16 protein-coding genes are annotated in these 19317 nt (G+C 73.0%); 7 read left to right on the forward strand and 9 right to left on the reverse strand.

The genetic code is table 11. The features are described 5' to 3' along the window. Positions 1-3: 3 nt before the first annotated feature. On the reverse strand, positions 4-1260 hold the full coding sequence (mshC, locus tag D1825_RS15785) for a cysteine--1-D-myo-inosityl 2-amino-2-deoxy-alpha-D-glucopyranoside ligase (RefSeq protein WP_118768374.1): 1257 nt from the start codon (positions 1258-1260) through the stop codon (positions 4-6). A 60-nt stretch (positions 1261-1320) separates the two neighbouring features. Between mshC and D1825_RS15790 the strand changes: the two genes are divergently transcribed. Beyond that, positions 1321-2298, forward strand: coding sequence for a magnesium and cobalt transport protein CorA (locus D1825_RS15790; RefSeq protein WP_233549942.1), 978 nt, complete (start codon positions 1321-1323; stop codon positions 2296-2298). 3 nt (positions 2299-2301) lie between these two features. On the opposite strand, the gene D1825_RS15795 is transcribed toward D1825_RS15790, so the two are convergent. Beyond that, a complete protein-coding gene (locus D1825_RS15795; protein WP_118768376.1) occupies positions 2302-3183 on the reverse strand; it encodes an undecaprenyl-diphosphate phosphatase in 882 nt (293 codons plus the stop codon). 81 nt (positions 3184-3264) lie between these two features. Here D1825_RS15795 and D1825_RS15800 point away from each other — a divergent pair, with 81 nt between their 5' ends. Further along, on the forward strand, positions 3265-4227 hold the full coding sequence (locus D1825_RS15800; protein WP_118768377.1) for an aldo/keto reductase: 963 nt from the start codon (positions 3265-3267) through the stop codon (positions 4225-4227). A 19-nt stretch (positions 4228-4246) separates the two neighbouring features. On the opposite strand, the gene D1825_RS15805 is transcribed toward D1825_RS15800, so the two are convergent. Then, a complete protein-coding gene (locus tag D1825_RS15805) occupies positions 4247-4555 on the reverse strand; it encodes a primosomal protein (RefSeq protein ID WP_118768378.1) in 309 nt (102 codons plus the stop codon). A 77-nt stretch (positions 4556-4632) separates the two neighbouring features. Here D1825_RS15805 and D1825_RS15810 point away from each other — a divergent pair, with 77 nt between their 5' ends. Continuing rightward, positions 4633-4878 carry a DUF5703 family protein gene (locus D1825_RS15810; protein ID WP_118768409.1) on the forward strand — a complete coding sequence of 82 codons (246 nt, stop codon included), beginning with the start codon at positions 4633-4635 and terminating at the stop codon, positions 4876-4878. On the opposite strand, the gene D1825_RS15815 is transcribed toward D1825_RS15810, so the two are convergent. The 4 genes from D1825_RS15815 to ald form a co-directional block, all read right to left on the reverse strand. Continuing rightward, on the reverse strand, positions 4875-6221 hold the full coding sequence (locus D1825_RS15815) for a M20/M25/M40 family metallo-hydrolase (protein ID WP_118768379.1): 1347 nt from the start codon (positions 6219-6221) through the stop codon (positions 4875-4877). The genes D1825_RS15810 and D1825_RS15815 overlap by 4 nt on opposite strands. Before the next feature lie 82 nt (positions 6222-6303). Beyond that, positions 6304-8379, reverse strand: coding sequence for a M3 family metallopeptidase (locus D1825_RS15820; RefSeq protein WP_118768410.1), 2076 nt, complete (start codon positions 8377-8379; stop codon positions 6304-6306). Between the two features lie 29 nt (positions 8380-8408). Further along, positions 8409-9428 (reverse strand): NAD-dependent epimerase/dehydratase family protein, encoded by a 1020-nt coding sequence (locus D1825_RS15825; protein ID WP_118768380.1) that lies wholly within the window; start codon positions 9426-9428, stop codon positions 8409-8411. 58 nt (positions 9429-9486) lie between these two features. Then, entirely contained in the window at positions 9487-10602 is a 1116-nt protein-coding gene (ald, locus tag D1825_RS15830) for an alanine dehydrogenase (protein ID WP_118768381.1), read from the reverse strand. Positions 10603-10653: 51 nt separating this feature from the next. On the opposite strand from ald, the gene D1825_RS15835 reads away from it, so the two are divergent. Further along, positions 10654-11448 (forward strand): fructosamine kinase family protein, encoded by a 795-nt coding sequence (locus D1825_RS15835; RefSeq protein WP_118768382.1) that lies wholly within the window; start codon positions 10654-10656, stop codon positions 11446-11448. Positions 11449-11604: 156 nt separating this feature from the next. Then, the gene (locus tag D1825_RS15840; RefSeq protein WP_199721622.1) at positions 11605-14475 is read left to right on the forward strand and encodes a galactose-binding domain-containing protein; all 2871 of its coding nucleotides are present in this window, start codon (positions 11605-11607) and stop codon (positions 14473-14475) included. Between the two features lie 60 nt (positions 14476-14535). On the opposite strand, the gene D1825_RS15845 is transcribed toward D1825_RS15840, so the two are convergent. Next, positions 14536-16692: an LPXTG cell wall anchor domain-containing protein gene (locus tag D1825_RS15845; protein WP_118768384.1), complete on the reverse strand. Its 2157-nt coding sequence runs from the start codon at positions 16690-16692 to the stop codon at positions 14536-14538. A gap of 117 nt (positions 16693-16809) precedes the next feature. Between D1825_RS15845 and D1825_RS15850 the strand changes: the two genes are divergently transcribed. Together D1825_RS15850 and D1825_RS15855 are read left to right on the forward strand one after the other, a co-directional pair. Next, on the forward strand, positions 16810-17427 hold the full coding sequence (locus D1825_RS15850) for a nucleoside/nucleotide kinase family protein (RefSeq protein ID WP_325051494.1): 618 nt from the start codon (positions 16810-16812) through the stop codon (positions 17425-17427). Between the two features lie 32 nt (positions 17428-17459). Then, complete coding sequence (locus tag D1825_RS15855) at positions 17460-18827, forward strand: DNA polymerase IV (protein ID WP_118768385.1); 1368 nt, start codon at positions 17460-17462, stop codon at positions 18825-18827. 44 nt (positions 18828-18871) lie between these two features. On the opposite strand, the gene D1825_RS15860 is transcribed toward D1825_RS15855, so the two are convergent. Next, positions 18872-19282: a ChaB family protein gene (locus tag D1825_RS15860; RefSeq protein WP_118768386.1), complete on the reverse strand. Its 411-nt coding sequence runs from the start codon at positions 19280-19282 to the stop codon at positions 18872-18874. Positions 19283-19317 lie beyond the last annotated feature (35 nt).

Consider the following 19317-nt stretch of genomic DNA (forward strand, 5'->3'; position numbering starts at 1 on the left):
GGCTCAGATCCGGATGCCGAGCAGCGCGTCGATGAGGCGCGCGACGATGCCTGGCGCGCCCTCGACGGGCTCGGCGGTGCCCGCGAGGCTCTCGTCGGCCCAGGCGTCGACGAGCGCGAGCGCGCGCGGGGTGTCGAGGTCGTCGGCGACCGCGGCGCGCACGCCCGCGAGCAGCGCGGTCGCGTCGGGTCCGCCGTTGCCGGAGACCGCGGCGCGCCAGTGCTCGAGGCGCGCCTGTGCCGCCTCGAGGCCCGCGGAGGTCCAGTCCCAGTCGTCGCGGTAGCGGTGCGCGATGATCGCGAGCCGGATGGCCATCGGGTCGACGCCCTGCGCGAGCAGGACCGAGACGAGCACCAGGTTGCCCTGGGACTTGCTCATCTTCTCGCCCTCGAGCCCGACCATGCCGGCGTGCAGGTGCACGCGCGCGCCGTGACCCGAGTCGAGCAGCCGCGCGTGCGACGTGCTCATCTCGTGGTGCGGGAAGAGCAGGTCCGAGCCGCCGCCCTCGACGTCGAACGGCAGCCCGAGCGCGTCCCGCGCGATGACCGCGCACTCGATGTGCCAGCCCGGCCGGCCACGTCCGAGGACGCCGCCGTCCCACGCGGGCTCGCCGGCGCGCTCGCGCCGCCAGAGCAGCGGGTCCAGCGGGTCGCGCTTGCCGGGGCGCTCGGGGTCTCCCCCACGCTCGCGCGAGTACGCGAGCATGGTCGCCGCGTCCAGTCCCGCGACGGCGCCGAAGGACGGGTCGACCGAGAGGTCGGCGTAGACGTCGCCGAGCTCCTCGCCCACCTCGTCGGGCGTGGTCACGCGGTACGCGGCGCCCGACGCGAGCAGCTTCTCGACCGCGTCGACCACCGCGGGGATCGACTCGACGACCCCGCTCCACGTGCCGGGCGGGATGACGCCGAGCGCGGTCATGTCCTGCGCGTAGAGCGCCGTCTGGTCCGCCGCGAGGTCGCGCCAGTCGACGCCCGTGGCGGTCGCGCGCTCGAGCAGCGGGTCGTCGACGTCGGTGACGTTGGACGCGTAGTGCACCTCGTGCCCCGCGTCGCGCCACGCCCGGCCCAGCACGTCGAACGCGACGTACGTGGCGGCGTGGCCCATGTGGGTCGCGTCGTAGGGCGTGATGCCGCAGACGTACAGCGTCGCGACGTCGCCCTGGGCCGCGACGACGAGCTCGCCCGACGACGAGTCCCGGACCAGGACCGGCCCGCCACGGCCGGGGAGCGACGGGACATGCGGCAGGGGCCAGGTGAGCACGCCGGAAGCCTAACCGCGGATGACCGGCGGCACGGCTCCCGGGGGTCCATGATTCAACCCGTGGGACGAGAGACGCGTTACAGCCCCGTGGCGGGCACCTGGACCGAGGGCGACGAGGGCAGCCCGACGTGGGTCGTCGTCGACCCCGACGACCTCGTCGACGCCGCGAAGCGGTACGGCGTCAGCGACCAGGCGCTCGTGATCCTCGAGCACCACCGCCCCGGCGCGCACCCCGAGCGCGGCCCCCGCCCGCTGCGCGGTCACGTCGACCGCTCGGCCGACGGCGAGCTCGTCCTGTCGGTACCGACGCTCTCGTACGTCGAGGAGACGCGCGACGTGCTCACGGGGTCGCTCACGTGCATCGTCCGCAAGGACGTGGTGATCACCGCCGAGCTCGGCCAGTCGCGGATCCTGCCGCACGCGCTCGACAAGCTCACGAGCGGCGTCCCGGTGCCCGACGACGGCGTGCACGAGGTCCTCGCCGCGATCATGCTCACGCTGGTCGCGCAGGCGGGCGACGTCGAGGCGTCGCTCGGCGACGCGGTGGCCGACACCGAGGCCGTCGTCTTCACGTCGAACCGGACCACGGGCGACCCGCTGCAGCGCATCTACGACCTCAAGCGCGAGATCGCCGAGGCCCGGCGCGCGCTCGGCCCGATCGCGTCGGTGGTCCCGATGCTGGCCGCCGAGACGGAGCAGCAGCACAGCCGACGGCACGACGCGCGGCCGTGGCTGCGCCGCACGCAGGTGATCGCCGACCGCCTGGACCGCCACCTCGACACGCACGACGAGCTGCTCGACGCGATGCTCTCGGTCCACCTGAGCCAGGTCTCGGTCCGGCAGAACGAGGACATGCGCAAGATCTCCGCGTGGGCCGCGATCGCGGCGGTCCCGACGCTCATCGCGGGGATCTACGGCATGAACTTCCGTCACATGCCCGAGCTCGACTGGACCTACGGCTACCCGATCGTCGTGGTCGCGATGCTCGTCATCTGCGGCGGGCTGTACGCCCGGTTCCGCAAGTCCGGCTGGCTGTAGGACCTACGCCGTCGCCGAGCTCGCGTCGAGCACGCCCGTGAGCAGCAGCACCACCAGCAGCGCGGCGAGGCCCAGCCGGTACCAGACGAACGGCTTGTAGCTGAAGGTCGAGACGATCTTCAGGAACACGATGATCACGAGGTAGCCGACCGCGAACGCGACGAGTGTCGCGATGAGCGTCGCCCCGAAGCTCGGCGTGCCGGCCTTGCCGAACTGGTCGACGCTCTTGGCGAGCTGGAAGAGCCCCGACCCGAACACGGCCGGGATCGCGAGCAGGAACGAGTACCGCGCGGCCGCCTCGCGGGTGTAGCCCATGAGCAGCCCACCCGTGATCGTGCCGCCGGACCGCGACACGCCGGGCACGAGCGCGAGCGCCTGCCAGAACCCGAACTGCACCGCGTCGCGCCCGGTCAGCTCGGTCAGCGCGCGCTTCTTGGTCCCCACCCGGTCCGCCCAGCCCAGCACGAGGCCGAACCCGGCCAGGGTCAGCGCGACGAGCCACAGGTTGCGGAACGTGCTCTCGATCTGGTCCTGGAACGCGAGCCCGAGCACGATGATCGGCAGCGAGCCGAGCGCGATGAACCAGGCCATCAGCGCGTCGTGGTCCGGCTTCTCGCCGCGCGGCATCCCGGCGCGCGCGCGCCAGTCGGTGCCGTAGCCGCCGCGCAGCGCGTGCCACCACGCGCCGACGATCCGCACGATGTCGCGGCGGAAGTAGAGCAGCACCGCGGTCTCGGTGCCGAGCTGGGTGATCGCGGTGAACGCCGCGCCCGGGTCGGAACCCATGAGGTCGCCCACGACGCGCAGGTGCGCGCTCGAGGAGACCGGGAGGAACTCGGTAAGTCCCTGCACCAGTCCGAGGAGGATCGCTTCGCCTGCACCCATGCCTGTCACGAGCCGCCACACTAGTCCGACGCGCGGCCGGGTCCGGGGAGGCGGGCCACCGCCCGTCTAGGGTTGCCGATCATGGAACAGCGCCACCTCGGACGCACCGGCCTGCGCGTGTCGCGGCTGGGGCTGGGAACCATGACCTGGAGCCGGGACACCGACGAGCACGAGGCCACCGAGCAGCTGCGCGACTTCGTCGACGCGGGCGGCACGCTCGTCGACACGTCCGCGTCCTACGCCGACGGCGGCGCCGAGGAGCTGCTGGGCTCGCTGCTCGGGGACGTCGTCGCCCGGGACGAGCTCGTGCTGTGCACGAAGGCGGGCGTGCGTCGCACCGCCACGGGCGCGGTGGTCGACGGCTCGCGCGGCGCGCTGCTCGCGTCGCTCGACGGCTCGCTGCGCCGGCTCGGCACCGACCACGTGGACCTGTTCCTCGTCCAGACCCCGGACCCTCGCACGCCGCTCGAGGAGACCGCCTCGGCGCTGCGCCTCGCGGTCAGCAGCGGGCGCGCCCGGTACGTGGGCCTGGCCAACCACGCGGGCTGGCAGGTCGCGCGCGCCGCGAGCCTGCTCGAGCACGATCCGGGCCTCGCGGCCGTCCAGGCCGAGTACTCGCTCCTGCAGCGCGGCATCGAGCGCGAGGTGCTGCTGGCCGCGCAAGCCCTCGGCACGGGAGTCCTCGCGTGGTCGCCGCTCGGCCGCGGCGTGCTGACCGGCAAGTACCGCCGGACGATCCCGGCCGACTCCCGTGCGGCGTCGCCGCACCTGGCCGGCTTCGTCGAGCCCTACCTCGCGCACGCCGGCGCCGCGGTCGTCGAGGCCGTGGCGACGGCCGCGGCGGGTCTCGACCGCGCGCCGCTCGAGGTCGCGCTCGCGTGGCTCGCCGGCCGGCCCGGCATCGCGTCGGCGATCGTCGGGGCCCGGACGGCGGACCAGCTGCGCGGGTCGCTCGCGGCGGTTGACCTCGAGCTGCCCCGCGAGCTGCGTCACGCGCTCGACGAGGTCAGCGCCCCCGAGCTCGGCTACCCCGAGAGGTTCTGAGCCCGGCCTGCCAGCCCGGTCAGGACGTGCGGGCCTCGCCCGCGAGGTCCTCGACGTCGGCGCCGTCCTCGAAGGCCTCGTCGCCGTCGGCGCCCCACTCGTCGTCCTCGTCGTCCTCGTCGTCGTCCTCCTCGGCGAGGTAGAACGGCAGGGCCTCGCCGTGGGCGGTGCCCAGGGCCTCGTCGTAGACCTCGAACGCGTCCGCGAGGACGTCGTAGGCGTCGTCGACTGCGGGGTCGTCGTCTCCGTGCTTGCCGGCGACGGCGTTGTAGTGGGCCTCGAGGGAAGCGATCAGGCGGTCCAGCGCGGCACGCGGGTCGACGGTCATGCCATGACGGTAGCGCCGAGCGAGGCACAATGGCAGCGCGATAGGTCGAACGGCGCCGGCGACGGAACGGGGTGACGATGGCAATCGGTCAGACGGGGACGAAGCGCAAGGACTGGGTGGCGGTCGGGGGGCAGTACGAGTACCGCGTGCTCACGATCCCGCGCTCGACCAGCAGGGGTGATGCGAGCCGCATGCTCACCGAGCACGCGGAGTACGGACGCTGGGAGCTCGCCCGCTCGGTGATCTACGTGGGGGGCGAGCGGAAGGTGTGGCTGCGCCGCAAGACCCTGCGGGTGCGCAGCACGCTGCAGGAGACGACCTAGCAGGTCCCGAGCAGGCGGTCCAGGACCCGCGTGCCGAACTTGAGGGCGTCGGTGGGCACGCGCTCGTCGACGCCGTGGAACATGCCCGAGAAGTCGAGGTCGGGCGTGAGCCGCAGCGGGGCGAACCCGTAGCCGGTGATGCCCAGGCGCGAGAGCGACTTGTTGTCCGTGCCGCCGGACAGCGTGTAGGGCAGGACGGTCGCGCCCGGGTCCTCCGCGTGCAGGGCGTCGACCATCGCGTCGACCAGCGCGCCGGTCGTCGGCGCCTCGAGCGCGACGTCGTGGTGGATCCGCTCGATGCTCACGTGCGGGCCGGCGAGCTCGGTGATGGTGCGGACGAACTCGTCCTCGTGCCCGGGCAGGAATCGGCCGTCGATCGTGCCCTCGGCGTGGCCGGGGATGACGTTGGCCTTGTAGCCGGCCGTGAGCTGGCTGGGGTTGGACGTGTGCCGCAGGGTCGCGCCGACGAACCGGGACGCCGGGCCGAGCGCGGCGACGAGCCGGTCGATGCCCTCAGGATCCTCCTCGTCGAACGGCAGGCCCGTGAGCTGGGCGACGCCCTCGAGCAGCGCGCGCACGGTCGGCGTGAGCTGCAACGGCCACGGGTGCCGACCGATGCGGGCGACCGCCTCGGCCAGGTGGGTCACCGCGTTGTCGGGGTTGACCTGGCTGCCGTGCCCCGCACGCCCGCCCGAGGCCAGCCGCAGCCACGACAGGCCCTTCTCGGCGGTCTGCAGCAGGTACGCGCGCTGCCCGTCGACCTCGACGGAGAAGCCGCCGACCTCGCTGATCGCCTCGCTCGCGCCCTCGAACAGCTCGGGGCGGTTGTCCACCGCCCAGCGGGCGCCCCACGTGCCGCCGGCCTCCTCGTCGGCGAACATCGCGACCACGACGTCCCGCGCCGGGCGGCGGCCCTCGCGGGCCATCTGCCGCACGACGGACAGGATCATCGCGTCCATGTCCTTCATGTCCACCGCACCGCGGCCCCAGATGAGCCCGTCGCGCTCCTCGGCGCCGAACGGGTCCACGCTCCAGTCGTCGGCGCGCGCGGGCACGACGTCGAGGTGGCCGTGCAGCACGAGCGCGGGGCGCGACGAGTCCACGCCCGGGAGCCGCACCACGACGTTGGCCCGGCCCGGCGAGCTCTCGAACAGCTCGGGGTCGAGGCCCACCTCGGTGAGCAGGCCCATCACGTGCTCGGCCGACGCGCGCTCCCCCGGTCCCTCGTTGTCGCCGTAGTTCGACGTGTCGAACCGGATGAGGTCGCGGCAGATGTCGACGACCTCGTCGGCGGCGGTGGGGCCGGTCGAGGGCGTCACGGGTGCAGGCGTCGCAGCGGGCATGCGGCCCACGCTACCGGGCGTGGCGCGGGCGTCCGTGGGGCGCCGGACCCGTCTCACGACGTGGGCCCGGCACCCCCTCGCGTCAGACGCCGGCGGCGGTCAGCCCCCGGCGCACGAGCAGCGGGGCGATCTCGGGGTCCCGTCCGCGCAGGTCACGGAACGCGGCCATCGGGTCGACGGACCCGCCGCGGGACAGCAGCTTGGCGCGGAACGCGTCGCCGTTCTCGCGCCGCAGGCCGCCGTTCTCCTCGAACCAGGTCACGGTGTCCGCGTCGAGCACCTCGGACCAGATGTACGAGTAGTACCCGGCCGAGTAGCCGCCGCCGAACACGTGGTTGAAGTACGTCGAGCGGTAGCGGGGCGGGACCGGGGCGAAGGCGACCCCGGCGGCCTCGAGCGCGGCCGCCTCGAACGGCTCCACGTGCTCGGGGTCGGTCGGCACGTCGTCGGGAGCGAGCCGGTACCAGGCCTGGTCGAGCAGCGCGGCCGACAGGTACTCGGTCGTCGCGAAGCCCTCGCCGTCCTGGCGCGCCTCGAGCAGCGTCGCGACCCACTCCGCCGGCATCGGGTTGCCGGTCTCGTGGTGCACCGCGTACGCGGCCAGGATCCGCGGCTCCCAGGCCCACATCTCGTTGACCTGGGAGGGGTACTCGACGAAGTCGCGCGGCACCTCGGTGCCGGACTGCGAGGGGTAGCGCACGGCCGAGAACAGGCCGTGCAGCGCGTGCCCGAACTCGTGGAACATCGTGATGACCTCGTCCCACGCCAGCAGCGTCGGCTCGCCCGCGGGCGGCTTGGGGATGTTGAGGTTGTTGACGACCACGGGCTGCTCGTCGAGCAGCGTGGACTGGTCGACGAGGTTGTTCATCCAGGCGCCCCCGCGCTTGGACTCGCGCGTCCAGTAGTCGGCGAGGAAGAGTCCGAGGCCGCTGCCGTCCGCGTCGAAGACCTCGAAGACGCGCACGTCGGGGTGGTAGCCGACGAGGTCGTCACGCTCGGCGAACGTCAGCCCGTAGAGCTCGGTGGCGGCGCGGAACACCCCGTCGGCCATGACGCGCTCGAGCTCGAGGTAGGGCCGCAGGACCGAGTCGTCGAGCGAGCGACGCTCGGAGCGGACACGCTCGGCGTAGTAGGCCCAGTCCCAGGGCTCGAGGTCGGCGCCCGGGACGTCGCGTTCGAGCGCCTCCGCGAGGTCGCGCGCCTCGACGCGTGCGTTCTCGACGGCTGCCGGCGCGAGCCGCTCGAGGATCTCCGCCACGGCCTCGGCGGACCTGGCGGTCGCGTCCGACGCGACGAACGCCGCGTGGTGCTCGAAGCCGAGCAGCTGCGCCCGCTCGGCGCGCAGTCGGGCGAGCGAGAGCAGCGTGGCCCGGGTGTCGTGCTCGCCGCCGATGCCGCGGCGCGCGGAGGCCCGGAACACGCGCTGGCGCAGCGACCGGTCGCGGGCCATCGACAGCGCGTTCTGCTGGGTGGGCAGCGCGAGCTCGACGAGCCACGCGCCCTCGTGCCCGCGGTCCGTGGCCGCCTGGGCTGCTGCCGCACGGGCGTCGTCGGGGAACCCGTCGAGCTGCTCCTCGTCCGTGACCAGCACGGCCGCGGCGTTCTGGGCGGCCAACAGGTCGCGGCCGAACGTGGTCTCGAGCGAGGTGATCTCGGCGTTGAGGGCACGCAGGCGCTCCTGCGACGGCTCGTCGAGGCCGACGCCCGAGCGGACGAACGCGGTGTGCGTGCGGTGCAGCAGCCACGCCGTGTCCGGCTCGAGGTCGAGGTCCGCGTCGTGCAGTGCCTCCACGCGGGCGAACAGGCGCGCGTCGAGGTAGATCGCGTCCATGTGCGCGGCGAGCAGGGGCGCGATCTCCTGCTCGACGGCCTCGAGGCCCGGCGTCGAGTCGGCGCTCGACTGGTTGAAGAACGCGGTCAGCGACCGGTGCAGCAGGCGGCCCGCGCGCTCGAGCGCGACGAGCGTGTTGTCGACCGTCGCGGGCTCGGGGTCGGACGCGATGGCGTCCACCTGAGCGCGGTGCTCGGCCATGCCGGCGAGGATCGCGGGGCGGTAGTGCTCCTCACGGATCCGACGGTAGTCGGGCAGTCCGTAAGGCAGCGAGGAGGGGGTGGCGAACGGGTTGTCGGCGTCGAGCGCTGCAGTCATGCGGGCCATCATCACCCATCGGCCTGCGCTCCGCCGGGTCAGGAGTGCGCCGCCAGGAACGCGTCCTCGGCGGCGTAGTCGAAGAAGTCGCCGTCGCCCTCCATCCGGGCGAAGCCGGGGAAGCGCTGCCGCCAGTCCGCGCCCGCCGCGACGTCGACGAGCCACTCGACGGCCGCCGCGACCGTGTCCCCGTACCCGCCGGGCGCGACGTACCCCAGCAGCTCGTGGGCCCGCGCCATGTCGAGCACGAGCGGGGTGGGCACGGCCCACGGCGTGCTCCCGATGCCCCCGACCGGCTCGCCGGGCAGCCGGACGATGCGGGACGTCGTGCCCATGACGCCGTCGACCAGGGTCGCGATCTCGGCGACCGTGGGCGCGTCCGGATCCACCGCGTTGAGCACGCGGTGCCCCGGCGTCGCCGCGGCGAGTCGGACGAGCTCGCCGAGCACCGCGGTCGACGTGGGGTGGAACCGGCTCTCGCCGTCGTAGGCCAGGAGCCGCACGTCGCGGCCGTCGAGGGCACGCTTGACGAAGACCCACTCGCGCGGCTGGATGCAGCCCGGGCCGTGGATCGCGCCCGGCCGCAGGATCGTCGTCGGGACGTTGGACGCGGCCCACGCCTGCTCGAGCGCGACCTTGCCGGTCGCGTAGGAGTCGCGCCCGGGGGCGACCGTGGCCTGGTCCTCGCCGATCGGCACCGGGAACGTGCCGAAGGTCTCCGACTCGAAGCCGTCACCCTGGTCGTCGACGTACACGGCGGCGCTCGAGACGACGATCGCCGAGCCGATGTCTGCGGAGTGCGCGAGCAGGGCGGAGGCGTCCCGGTCGTCGTACGCCACGACGTCGACGACGACGTCCACGCCGCCGCGCACGGCCGCGGCGAGCGACTCGGCGTCATGACGATCACCGACGACCGGCTCCGCACCCCAGGCCCGCACGCCCTCGACCGAGCGGGTCCCGCGCGTCAGCACGCGCACGTCCCAGCCGTCCGCGACGAGCGCGGGCACAGCCGCTCGGCCGATCTGTCCGCTGCCACCGATCACGAGCGCCGTCGCCATGCTCCCGACCGTAGGGGCCCTTGCGCCCGTGCGCGAGCACTTCTGCTCGCGGCAGACCTCAGGCCAGGACCGCTGCCGGGGAGGTGAACGGGTAGCCGTGCGCGCGAGCGACGGCATCGTTGGTCAGCGCGCCCGCATGCGTCGTGAGCCCGCCGGCGAGCGCCGGGTCGGCCGCGAGTGCCGCACGCCATCCCTGGTCCGCGAGCGCGGACAGGTAGGGCAGCGTCACGTTGGTCAGCGCGTGCGTCGAGGTGACCGGCACGGCGCCGGGCATGTTCGCGACGCAGTAGAACAGCGCGTCGTGGACCCGGAACGTCGGCTCGTCGTGCGTGGTGGGGCGGGTGGACTCGAAGCAGCCGCCCTGGTCGACCGCGACGTCGACGAGCACCGACCCGGGCCGCATGCGCGCGACGAGCTCGTCGGTCACGAGCTTGGGTGCCTTCGCGCCGGGCACGAGCACCGCGCCGATGACCACGTCGGCGTCGGCGACCTCGCGGGCGAGGGTCCAGGCGTTGGAGGCCAAGGTCCGGACGCGGCCCCCGAACTCGGCGTCGACCTCGCGCAGGCGGGGCATCGACAGGTCGAGCATCGTCACGTCGGCCCGCATGCCCACCGCGATCTCGGCGGCGTGCCGCCCGACGACGCCCGCACCGAGCACCACGACGCGCGCGGCGTCGACCCCGGGCACTCCCCCGAGCAGCAGGCCCGCGCCGCCCTCGTTGCGCATGAGGTGGTAGGCGGCGACCTGCGTGGACAGCCGCCCGGCGACCTCGCTCATGGGTGCGAGCAGCGGGAGCGAACCGTCGGCGGCGCGGACGGTCTCGTACGCGATGCCGGTGGTCCCCGCGGCCAGCAGAGCGTCCGTCGTCGGGCGATCGGCGGCGAGGTGCAGGTAGGTGAACAGCACCTGCCCGTCGCGCAGCAGGCTGTGCTCGGGTCCGACGGGCTCCTTGACCTTGCAGACGATGTCGGCGGCCCAGGCCTCCTGCGCGCTCGCGACGATCCGCGCGCCGGCCGCCACGTACTCCTCGTCGCCGATCGCCGAGCCGACGCCCGCACCGCTCTCGACGAGCACCTCGTGGCCCGCGAGCGCCAGGTGGTGGGCACCTGCCGGGGTGAGCGCGACGCGGTACTCGCGGTTCTTGGTCTCCCGGGGGATGCCGATGCTCGTCATCCGCCCAGCATCGCCGGTTTCCCCGTCTCGCGCCCGGGCTGCTGCGGCGGGATGATCGACGCGACGAGGGGGGTCGTCGTGGGGGTCTACCGCAAGTCGCGCCCGGGTGCGCCTGCTGGGTTCTTCGCGTGCGAGGCGGCCGGGCTCCGCTGGCTCGACGACGCGGGCGGGGCGCCGGTCGTGGAGGTTCTGGGCGTCGACGACGACCACCTGGACCTCGTCAGGCTCGAGCCCGTCGCGGCGACGCGCGAGGCGGCCCGAGCTTTCGGGGCCGCCCTCGCCGCGACGCACGCCGCTGGCGCGCCCGCGTTCGGCGCCGGCCCGCCGGGATGGGCTGGTGACGGGTTCTTCGGCCCGCTCGACTCGCCCCAGACGATGCCGGCCGGGCACTTCGCGCGGTGGGGCCCGTTTCTGGCGGCCTGTCGCCTCGCCCCGCTCGACTGCGACCTGCGCCAGGCGGGTATCTCGATGCCCGGCCTGGCGATCCTCGGCGAGCGCCTGCGCGGTGGCGCGCTGGACGACGACGAGCCGCCCGCCCGGCTGCACGGTGACCTGTGGTCGGGGAACGTGGTGTGGACGGCTGGAGGTGCCACCCTCATCGACCCCGCCGCGCACGGGGGGCACCGCGAGAGCGACCTCGCGATGCTCGCGCTGTTCGGGCTCCCCCACCTCGACGACGTCTTCGAGGCGTACGACGAGATCGCGCCGCTCAGGCGCGGGTGGCGCCATCGGGTCGCCCTGCACCAGGTGTACCCGGTCGGCGTGCACGCCCTGCTCTTCGGCGGCGCCTACCTGCACGAGCTGGCGGACGTGATCGACCGTGCGGTCCAGGAAATCGCGCGTTGATCGGATCGTCTTTCGCCTGATTGTCGACATCTTGCGGGCTCCTGTCGGGATATGTACCGTTTGACCGCACCCCGGGCTCGCGCCGCGCGCCCGGCCCTCACTCGCCGGGCGGCCAACGACGGTCGCGCCGGCACGTCGGACAGAGAGGTCCGCATCGTGAGCCGTCACGCCCCCGCACCACCCCCCGCCCCTGGCACCCGGCCGCTGCGCGTCGTCGCGGCGGGAGTCGCCGTCGCCGCACTCGTCGCGAGCACGCTCGTCGCCGTGGGTTCCGGCGCCACCACCGCGGCGGCCGCCGCGCCGCTGACCCTGTCCCCCGTCGGCATCCCCGGGCGGGGCGCCACCGTGCCCTTCGTCGAGCAGGAGGCGGAGGACGCCGTCACCAACGGCACGCTCATCGGCCCGAACAGGCTCTACGGGTCGCTGCCCTCGGAGGCGTCGGGCCGACGAGCCGTCACGCTCGACGCCGTGGGCGAGTACGTCGAGTTCACGCTCACCAAGCCGGCCAACGCCGTCGACTTCCGCTACTCGCTGCCGGACAACGCCGCGGGGACCGGTCGCGACGCGACGGCCGCCGTGCTCGTCAACGGCACCAAGGTCAAGGACCTGCCGGTCACCTCGCGGTACGGCTGGTACTACGGCGGGTACCCGTTCAACAACAACCCGGGCGACACCTTTCCGCACCACTTCTACGACGAGACCCGGATGATGTTCGGCTCGACGCTCGCTGCGGGCACCAAGGTGCGCTTCCAGGTCTCGTCGACCGCCCAGTCCCCCACCTTCACCGTGGACCTCGCTGACTTCGAGCTCGTCGGAGCCCCCATCGGGCAGCCGGCCGGCTCGCTCAACGTCGTCACGGACTTCGGCGCCGACCCCTCCGGCTCGGCGGACGCGACGCAGGCGATCCAGAACGCGGTCAACGCGGGCTCGGCCCAGGGCAGGACGGTCTACGTGCCGCCCGGCCGGTTCAAGGTGACGAGCCACATCATCGTCGACAAGGTCACGCTGACCGGTGCCGGGCAGTGGTACACCGAGCTGACCGGCGCGGGCGTGGGCATCTACGGCAAGTACGTCGGCCAGGGTGGCCCGAGCACCAACGTCACCGTGAGCAACCTCGCGGTGCTCGGCGAGGTCAAGGAGCGCAACGACAACGACCAGGTCAACGCGTTCGGCGGCGCGATGAGCAACTCGACCATCGACTCGGTCTGGATGCAGCACACCAAGGTCGGCGCGTGGATGGACGGCCCCATGGACCGGCTGACCATCAAGAACAGCCGGATCCTCGACCAGACGGCCGACGGCATCAACTTCCACCTGGGCGTGACCAACTCGGTCGCGACCAACAACTTCATCCGGAACACGGGCGACGACGGCATCGCGCAGTGGGCCGAGACGGCCGAGCACGACAACTCGTACACGTTCAACACCGTGATCCTGCCGATCCTGGCCAACAACATCGCGATCTACGGCGGCACCAACATCACCGTGAGCGACAACGTCGTGGCCGACACGATCAGCAACGGCGGCGGCATCCACATCGCCAACCGCTACCCGGGCGTGCAGGGCGCCGCGGCGATCGGCGGCACGATCACCGTCGCCCGCGACACGTTCATCCGCGCCGGCAACTCCGACTACAACTGGCAGTTCGGCGTCGGCGCACTCTGGTTCTCGGCGCTCAACGAGCCGATGAACGCGACGATCAACGTGACCGACGCGAACATCCTCGACAGCTCCTACGCCGCGATCATGTTCATCGAGGGGTCGACCAAGACGGTCAACTTCAAGAACGTGAACATCGACGGTGCCGGGACGTTCGCGATCCAGGCGCAGGCGGCGTTCGTCGCCAACTTCGAGAACGTCGTCGCGAAGAACGTCGGCTACAGCAACCCGCTGTACAGCTGCCAGGGCTCGGTCAACACGGGCATCAACCTCGTCGGCAGCGGCAACTCCGGGTTCTTCCCGGCCACGCCGTACTGCGGCCCGTGGCCCACGCCGGTCTACTCCGGCGGCACGACGAACCCGACGAGCCCGCCGGTCACGACCCCGCCGACGACGCCCACGCCGACTCCCACGGTCACCCCCACCCAGCCGCCCGCGTGCAACGCCGGCACGGGTGACCTGGCGCGGGGCAAGACCGCGACGTCGACGAGCACCAACCAGTCGTACGGTCCTGGCAACGCCGTGGACGGCAACGCATCGAGCTACTGGGAGAGCGCCAACAGCGCGTTCCCGCAGTCGGTGACCGTGGACCTGTGCGCGGCAACCGCCGTCCAGCGGGTCGAGCTCGCGCTGCCGCCGTCGTGGGGTCAGCGCAACCAGACGCTGTCGGTGCTCGGCTCGGCCGACGGCTCGTCGTGGAGCACGCTCGCCGTGTCCAAGTCGTACTCGTTCGACCCGGCGAGTGGGAACCGCGTCAGCGTCCCGGTCAGCGGCAACGCGCGGTACGTGCGCGTCACGGTCACCGCCAACTCCGGCTGGCCCGCCGCGCAGGTCTCGTCGTTCGAGGTCTACGGGACCGGCACCACGCCGACGCCCACGCCGACCCCGACCCCGACCCCGACGCCCACGCCCACGCCCACGCCCACCGTCACGCCGACGACCCCGCCGACCACCGTGAACCTCGCGGCGGGCAAGCAGGTCAGCGGCGCGTACGCGGACGTGTACGGGCCGGGCAACGTGGTGGACGGCAACGCGAACAGCTACTGGGAGAGCCCGAACAACGCGTTCCCCCAGAACCTGACGGTCGACCTCGGCTCGTCGCAGACCGTGGGCCGCGTGGTCCTCAAGCTGCCGCCCGCGGCCGCCTGGGCCACGCGCACGCAGACCTTGTCCGTGCTGGGCAGCACCGACAACGCGACCTGGAGCACGCTCAAGGCGTCTGCCGGGTACGTGTTCAACCCGTCGTCGGGCAACACCGTGACGATCACCGTGACGCCCTCGGCGAAGCGCTACGTGCGGCTGACGTTCACGGGCAACACGGGCTGGCCGGCGGGCCAGCTCTCGGAGTACGAGGTGTACTCCGGCTGACCTGAGACGCACGGCAGGGCCGCCCCCGACTTCGGGGGCGGCCCTGCTGTGCGTGCGGTGTCAGATCTCGGCGTGACGTCCACGGCGGCGGACGACGACCATCCCGAGGCCCGCGAGGCTGACGAGCGAGCCGAGGGCGACGAGGGTGCCCGCCTCGGAGCCGGTCTGCGCGAGGCCGTCGGCCGAGGCCTGGGCCCGCGTGCCCGTCGCGACGGTTGCGGCGGTCGGGACGGTCGGGACCTTGACGCTGACCGCGCCGGACGACGAGCCGAGGTTGGTCGGGTCGGTCGGGGTGACCGGGTCGACGACCGGCGCGACGACCGGGTTGTCCGTCTCGTCGTCGACCGGGGCGACGACCGGGTCAGTGGGCTCGACCGGGTCGGTGGGCTCGGTCGGGTCAGTCGGGCCTTCGGGCTCACCGGGCTCTCCCGGCTCCTCCGGCGTGATGTCGGCGAGGGAGATGCCGATCCAGTCCCACGCGGTCGACGGGCGGTCGAGCTCACCGAGGCCGATCAGCCAGTGCTGCCCGAACTCCTGGGTCCACTCGCCGGTCTCCTCGTCATAGTGGCCCGGGAGGTTGTTCGTGCTGTCCTCGCCCGTGAAGTAGTGCGGGCTGCCCTTCGCGGTGCCCTCGGCCGAGCCCCACAGCTGGAAGGCGGGGAGCGTGGCGGGGTCCATGCCGGCCGGGACGCGGACGTAGACCTTCTGGCCGGGCGTGACCTCGGTGACGACCTTGCCCTGAGCGTCGACCAGCACCACGCCGGCCGGGATCGCGGCACCGTCAGCGGTGCGCAGCTCGACGTGCACCTTGCCGGTGCCCGCGACGAGCGTCACGGTGAAGCCGTAGTCGGTCGACCCGTCCTCGTTGGCCACGTAGCCGTGCGAGACGAAGCCAGGCTGCGGCATGACGTTGTTGCTGGTCAGCGCCTTTTCGATGAGCCACGCCGCGGTGCTCATCGTGGCGAGCCGGTCGCTCGTGTAGTTGTACTCGGCCCAGTTGCGCGTGCCGTCGTACGTGTCCCAGTCGACGTCGTCCGTGATCTCCTGGCGGTTGAACTGGTCCTTGGCCTTCTGGCTCAGGGTCACGTGGCCGGTCGCGTCGACGTCGAAGAACAGGCCCATGACGTCGTGTCCGGTGGAGAAGTACCAGACCGCGAACTGGGTCGCCTCGTAGGCGGTGTAGTCGAGGAACCGCGCACGGTACTCGTCCATCATCGCGAGGTAGTCCGCGTAGTCCGCGTCGGTCCGGTCGCCCTGAGGCTCGATCTCGGCGAGCCACTCGGGGAACGCGACCGTGACGCCGGCCTTGTCGAGCACCGACTGCGCGTCCCGCCCTCGCGCCGACATGTCGGTCCCGCCCTTGTACCCGTTGACCAGGACGCTCTGCTGCGCGTTCGTGTCGGACCAGTGCATGCCGTCCTCGTCGATCGAGGCGTTCGGCGTGAAGATCGGGTTGCCCTCGTCATCCTGGTGCGATCCACCCCAGACGTGGTACCAGGAGTTGGCGATGTCGCGGTCGTAGACCATGTGCGTCGTGCCGTCGGCGTCGACGATCGTGTGGTGAAGGATGTGCAGCTGTGGGCTTCCGTTCCATCCCGACCAGTCGCGCCCGGACGTTGTGTCACCGCGGTCCATGAAGTACCAGTAGTCGCAGCCGAAGCCGTCCTCGCCACCGTCGTGCCAGTGCTCGGTCGGGGTCGCCGACGTGGCGGCCGAGGCGCCGAGGGTCTGGGTAGCGGAGAGCGCCGCACGTGCAGCAGGGGCGGCCTCCTCGGCGGCGGGCTCGGCCTCGTCCGCGGCAGGCTCGGTGGCGTCCACGACGGGCTCGGTCGCCTCGGCGGCCTCGTCCTCCGCCGCTGTCGCAGGCTCCTCCTCGACGGGGGCGACTTCGTCCGCCACCTCGTCCGCGACCTCGTCGGCCGGCTCGTCGGCGACGACCTCCTCGACGACATCCTCCGCGGCAGGCGCCTCGGGCTCAGGGGCGACGACGGGGTCCACCGGAGCGGCGTCCTCGACCGGCGTCTCGTCGGCCGGTGCGCTCTCGTCGGAGGGCGTGCTGTCGGCCGACGAGTCCGCGGCGTCGGTCTCGTCGGAGGACTCGACCGAGCTGAGCTCGACGCCGTCGGCCTCCGGCTCGGCGGCGAGTGCGGCTCCCCCGCCGGCGACCATGAGCGCGGTCGAGACGGCGGTGGTGGTGAGGATGCGGCGGGCGATCATGGGTTCGGCTCCTTGTGGGTTCCTGTGGTGTTCCCTGATGACTCAAAGGTATTTCAGCTGTCACCGCCCACAATGGGTCGTTCGTCCCGACTTTTCCGAGCACGGCAGACTGACGCCGTGCCCGTGATCCCGACGACCCCCGACGCGCTCGTCGACCGGATCGTCGACCTGGTCGTCGCGCGACCCGGCCGGGTCCGGCTGGTGGTCGACGGCGCACCGGCGACCGAGCCGGACCGCCTCGCCGACGCTCTCGTCGACCCACTGCGGGCCGCCGGTCGCGCCGCGCTGCGTGTCCCGGCCGCGGGCTTCTGGCGGCCCGCGTCGATCCGGCTCGAGCACGGCCACCAGGACGCGCTCGCCTACCTCGAGGACTGGCTCGACGAGGGCGCGCTCGCCCGCGAGGTGCTCACACCGCTCGCCGACGGCGGGACCGGCCGGTTCCTGCCGAGCCTGTGGGACCCCGTGCGGGACCGCGCGACACGGGCCGCGTACGAGCAGGCGCCCGAGGCCGCCGTGCTCGTCGTCGACGGCTCGATGCTCCTGGGCCGCGGCCTCCCCTTCGACCTCGCCGTCCACCTCACCGTCCGGCCCGCGACGCTGGCGCGGCGGACTCCCCCGCAGGACGCCTGGACGCTCGAGGCCTTCGAGCTCTACGAGGCCCGGGCTGACCCGACGGGCGTCGCGGACCTCGTCGTCCGGGTCGACGACCCCCGCCACCCCGCGGTCGCCATCTGAGCCCTGTCACCTCCGTCAGGCAGAGTGAGGGGATGGATCCCGAGCGGCTGGCCGACGCGTCGCGCCCGCGCAGCCGCGCGACGGTGCTGCACGCCGACGCCGACTCGTTCTTCGCCGCCGTCGAGCAGCGCGACAAGCCCTCGCTGCGGGGCAGACCGGTGCTCGTCGGCGGCACCGGGCCGCGGGGCGTCGTCTCGACCGCGTCGTACGAGGCCCGACGCGCGGGGGCGCACTCGGCGATGGCGATGGGCCGCGCACGCCGGCTCGTGCCCGCCGCTGCCGTGCTGTTCCCCCGGTTCGAGGCCTACGGCGCCTACTCGCGGATGATCATGGCCGAGCTGGCGACGCTGTCCGAGCTGGTCGAGCCCGTGAGCATCGACGAGGCGTTCGTCGACCTCGAGGCGGGTCCGTACGCCGAGGACCCCGCGACCGCGGCGGCGGACGTGCGTGCGCGCATCCGCGAACGCACCGGTCTGGCGGTCTCGATCGGGCTGGGGCGGACCAAGCTCATCGCCAAGCTCGCCTCGGACGCGGGCAAGCCCGACGGCCTTCTCGTCGTGGACCCGGCCGACGAGGACGCGTTCCTCCTCCCGCTGCCCGCCCGTGCGGTGCCCGGCATCGGACCCGCCACGATGGCCGCGCTCGAGCGGCTCGACGTGCGCACGGTCGGCGACCTGCGCCGCCAGCCTCTCGACGTGCTGACCATGACGATCGGCGAGTCCTCGGGGACCAACCTGTTCCGCCTGGCGCGCGGCATCGACGAGCGGCCCGTCGCCATCTCGGGCGAGCGCAAGTCCGTCGGCTCGGAGCGCACGTTCGCGGAGGACATCTTCGGTACCGAGACGGTCGCCGCGGCCATCGACTCGGTGGCGGACGAGGCGCTGCGCCGGCTGCACGCCCACGGCGGTGGTGCGCGCACCGTCGTCGCCAAGGTGCGATTCGCCGACTTCACCACGGTGACGCGCTCGGTGACGCTCCCCCAGCCCAGCGCCGAGCCCGCCGAGCTCCGCGCGGCCGCACAGCAGGCCGCGCGCGCCGCGGGCATCACGAGCTCGGTGCGGCTGCTCGGCGTCTCGTTCCACAACCTCTCGACGCACGCCCAGCTCACGCTCGCCTGGGACGAGGACCAGGTCGGTGCGCCCGTCGTCGTCCCGGTGCCCGACGTCCCGGCCGGTCCGAGGCTCCTCGACGAGGCCAACGGGCGGCCAGGGCTCGACGTCGAACACCCCGTCCTCGGGCGCGGCTGGCTCGTGCACGTGCGCGCCCGCGAGGCCACCGTCCGGTTCGAGACCGTCGACTCGCCACCCGCACGGTCGCAGGTGGTCGACCTCGACGCCGAGCCGCTGACGCTCGTCGCGCCGCTGGTCGCGGAGATGACCGCGACCGACCGAACCGACTAGCGGCTGCGCTGATCAACGGCTGAGCCCATCAACGGCTGCGCTGATCAACGGCTTTGCCGCTTGTTCTCCGCGTCGATCGCCTCGACCAGCTCCGCCTTCGTCATGCGCGAACGACCGTTGATGTCGAGCTCGCGCGCCAGGTCGACCAGGTGCTGCTTCGTCGCGTTCGCGTTGACGCCGCCGGCGGTCGGAGCCGTCGAGCCGTACCCCTCCTCGGCCCGCCGGTCGGACGGGCCGGGCTCGTCCTTGGGGCGCCAGCTGTCGCCGACCTTCTCGTGCGTGTGCTTGAGCGCCGCGAACGCGACGCGGTGCGCGGCCTCCTCGTCGCCGTCGTACTGCTCGATGGCCGCGTCGTAGGCGTGCGCGAACGTGCGCTGCGCCTTGGCGTCCGAGCGCTGCAGGGTCGCCGGGATCTCGTCCTGCTTCGCTGCGCCGCTGCGCTTCGTCTTGGGCATAGGCCCCTCCCTCGTCGCCTCGATCGTCACGCGCC

It is taken from the genome of Cellulomonas rhizosphaerae (assembly GCF_003470205.1).
Taxonomy (GTDB): domain Bacteria; phylum Actinomycetota; class Actinomycetes; order Actinomycetales; family Cellulomonadaceae; genus Cellulomonas; species Cellulomonas rhizosphaerae.

Coding starts and splice junctions, on each gene's coding strand:
- D1825_RS15860 (WP_118768386.1), bottom strand. CDS start 19,282: ATGCCCAAGACGAAGCGCAGCGGCGCAGCGAAGCAGGACGAGATCCCG.
- D1825_RS15820 (WP_118768410.1), bottom strand. CDS start 8,379: ATGGCCCGCATGACTGCAGCGCTCGACGCCGACAACCCGTTCGCCACC.
- D1825_RS15855 (WP_118768385.1), top strand. CDS start 17,460: ATGGATCCCGAGCGGCTGGCCGACGCGTCGCGCCCGCGCAGCCGCGCG.
- D1825_RS15795 (WP_118768376.1), bottom strand. CDS start 3,183: ATGGGTGCAGGCGAAGCGATCCTCCTCGGACTGGTGCAGGGACTTACC.
- D1825_RS15815 (WP_118768379.1), bottom strand. CDS start 6,221: ATGCCCGCTGCGACGCCTGCACCCGTGACGCCCTCGACCGGCCCCACC.
- D1825_RS15835 (WP_118768382.1), top strand. CDS start 10,654: ATGATCGACGCGACGAGGGGGGTCGTCGTGGGGGTCTACCGCAAGTCG.
- D1825_RS15810 (WP_118768409.1), top strand. CDS start 4,633: ATGGCAATCGGTCAGACGGGGACGAAGCGCAAGGACTGGGTGGCGGTC.
- D1825_RS15805 (WP_118768378.1), bottom strand. CDS start 4,555: ATGACCGTCGACCCGCGTGCCGCGCTGGACCGCCTGATCGCTTCCCTC.
- D1825_RS15845 (WP_118768384.1), bottom strand. CDS start 16,692: ATGATCGCCCGCCGCATCCTCACCACCACCGCCGTCTCGACCGCGCTC.
- D1825_RS15825 (WP_118768380.1), bottom strand. CDS start 9,428: ATGGCGACGGCGCTCGTGATCGGTGGCAGCGGACAGATCGGCCGAGCG.
- D1825_RS15800 (WP_118768377.1), top strand. CDS start 3,265: ATGGAACAGCGCCACCTCGGACGCACCGGCCTGCGCGTGTCGCGGCTG.
- ald (WP_118768381.1), bottom strand. CDS start 10,602: ATGACGAGCATCGGCATCCCCCGGGAGACCAAGAACCGCGAGTACCGC.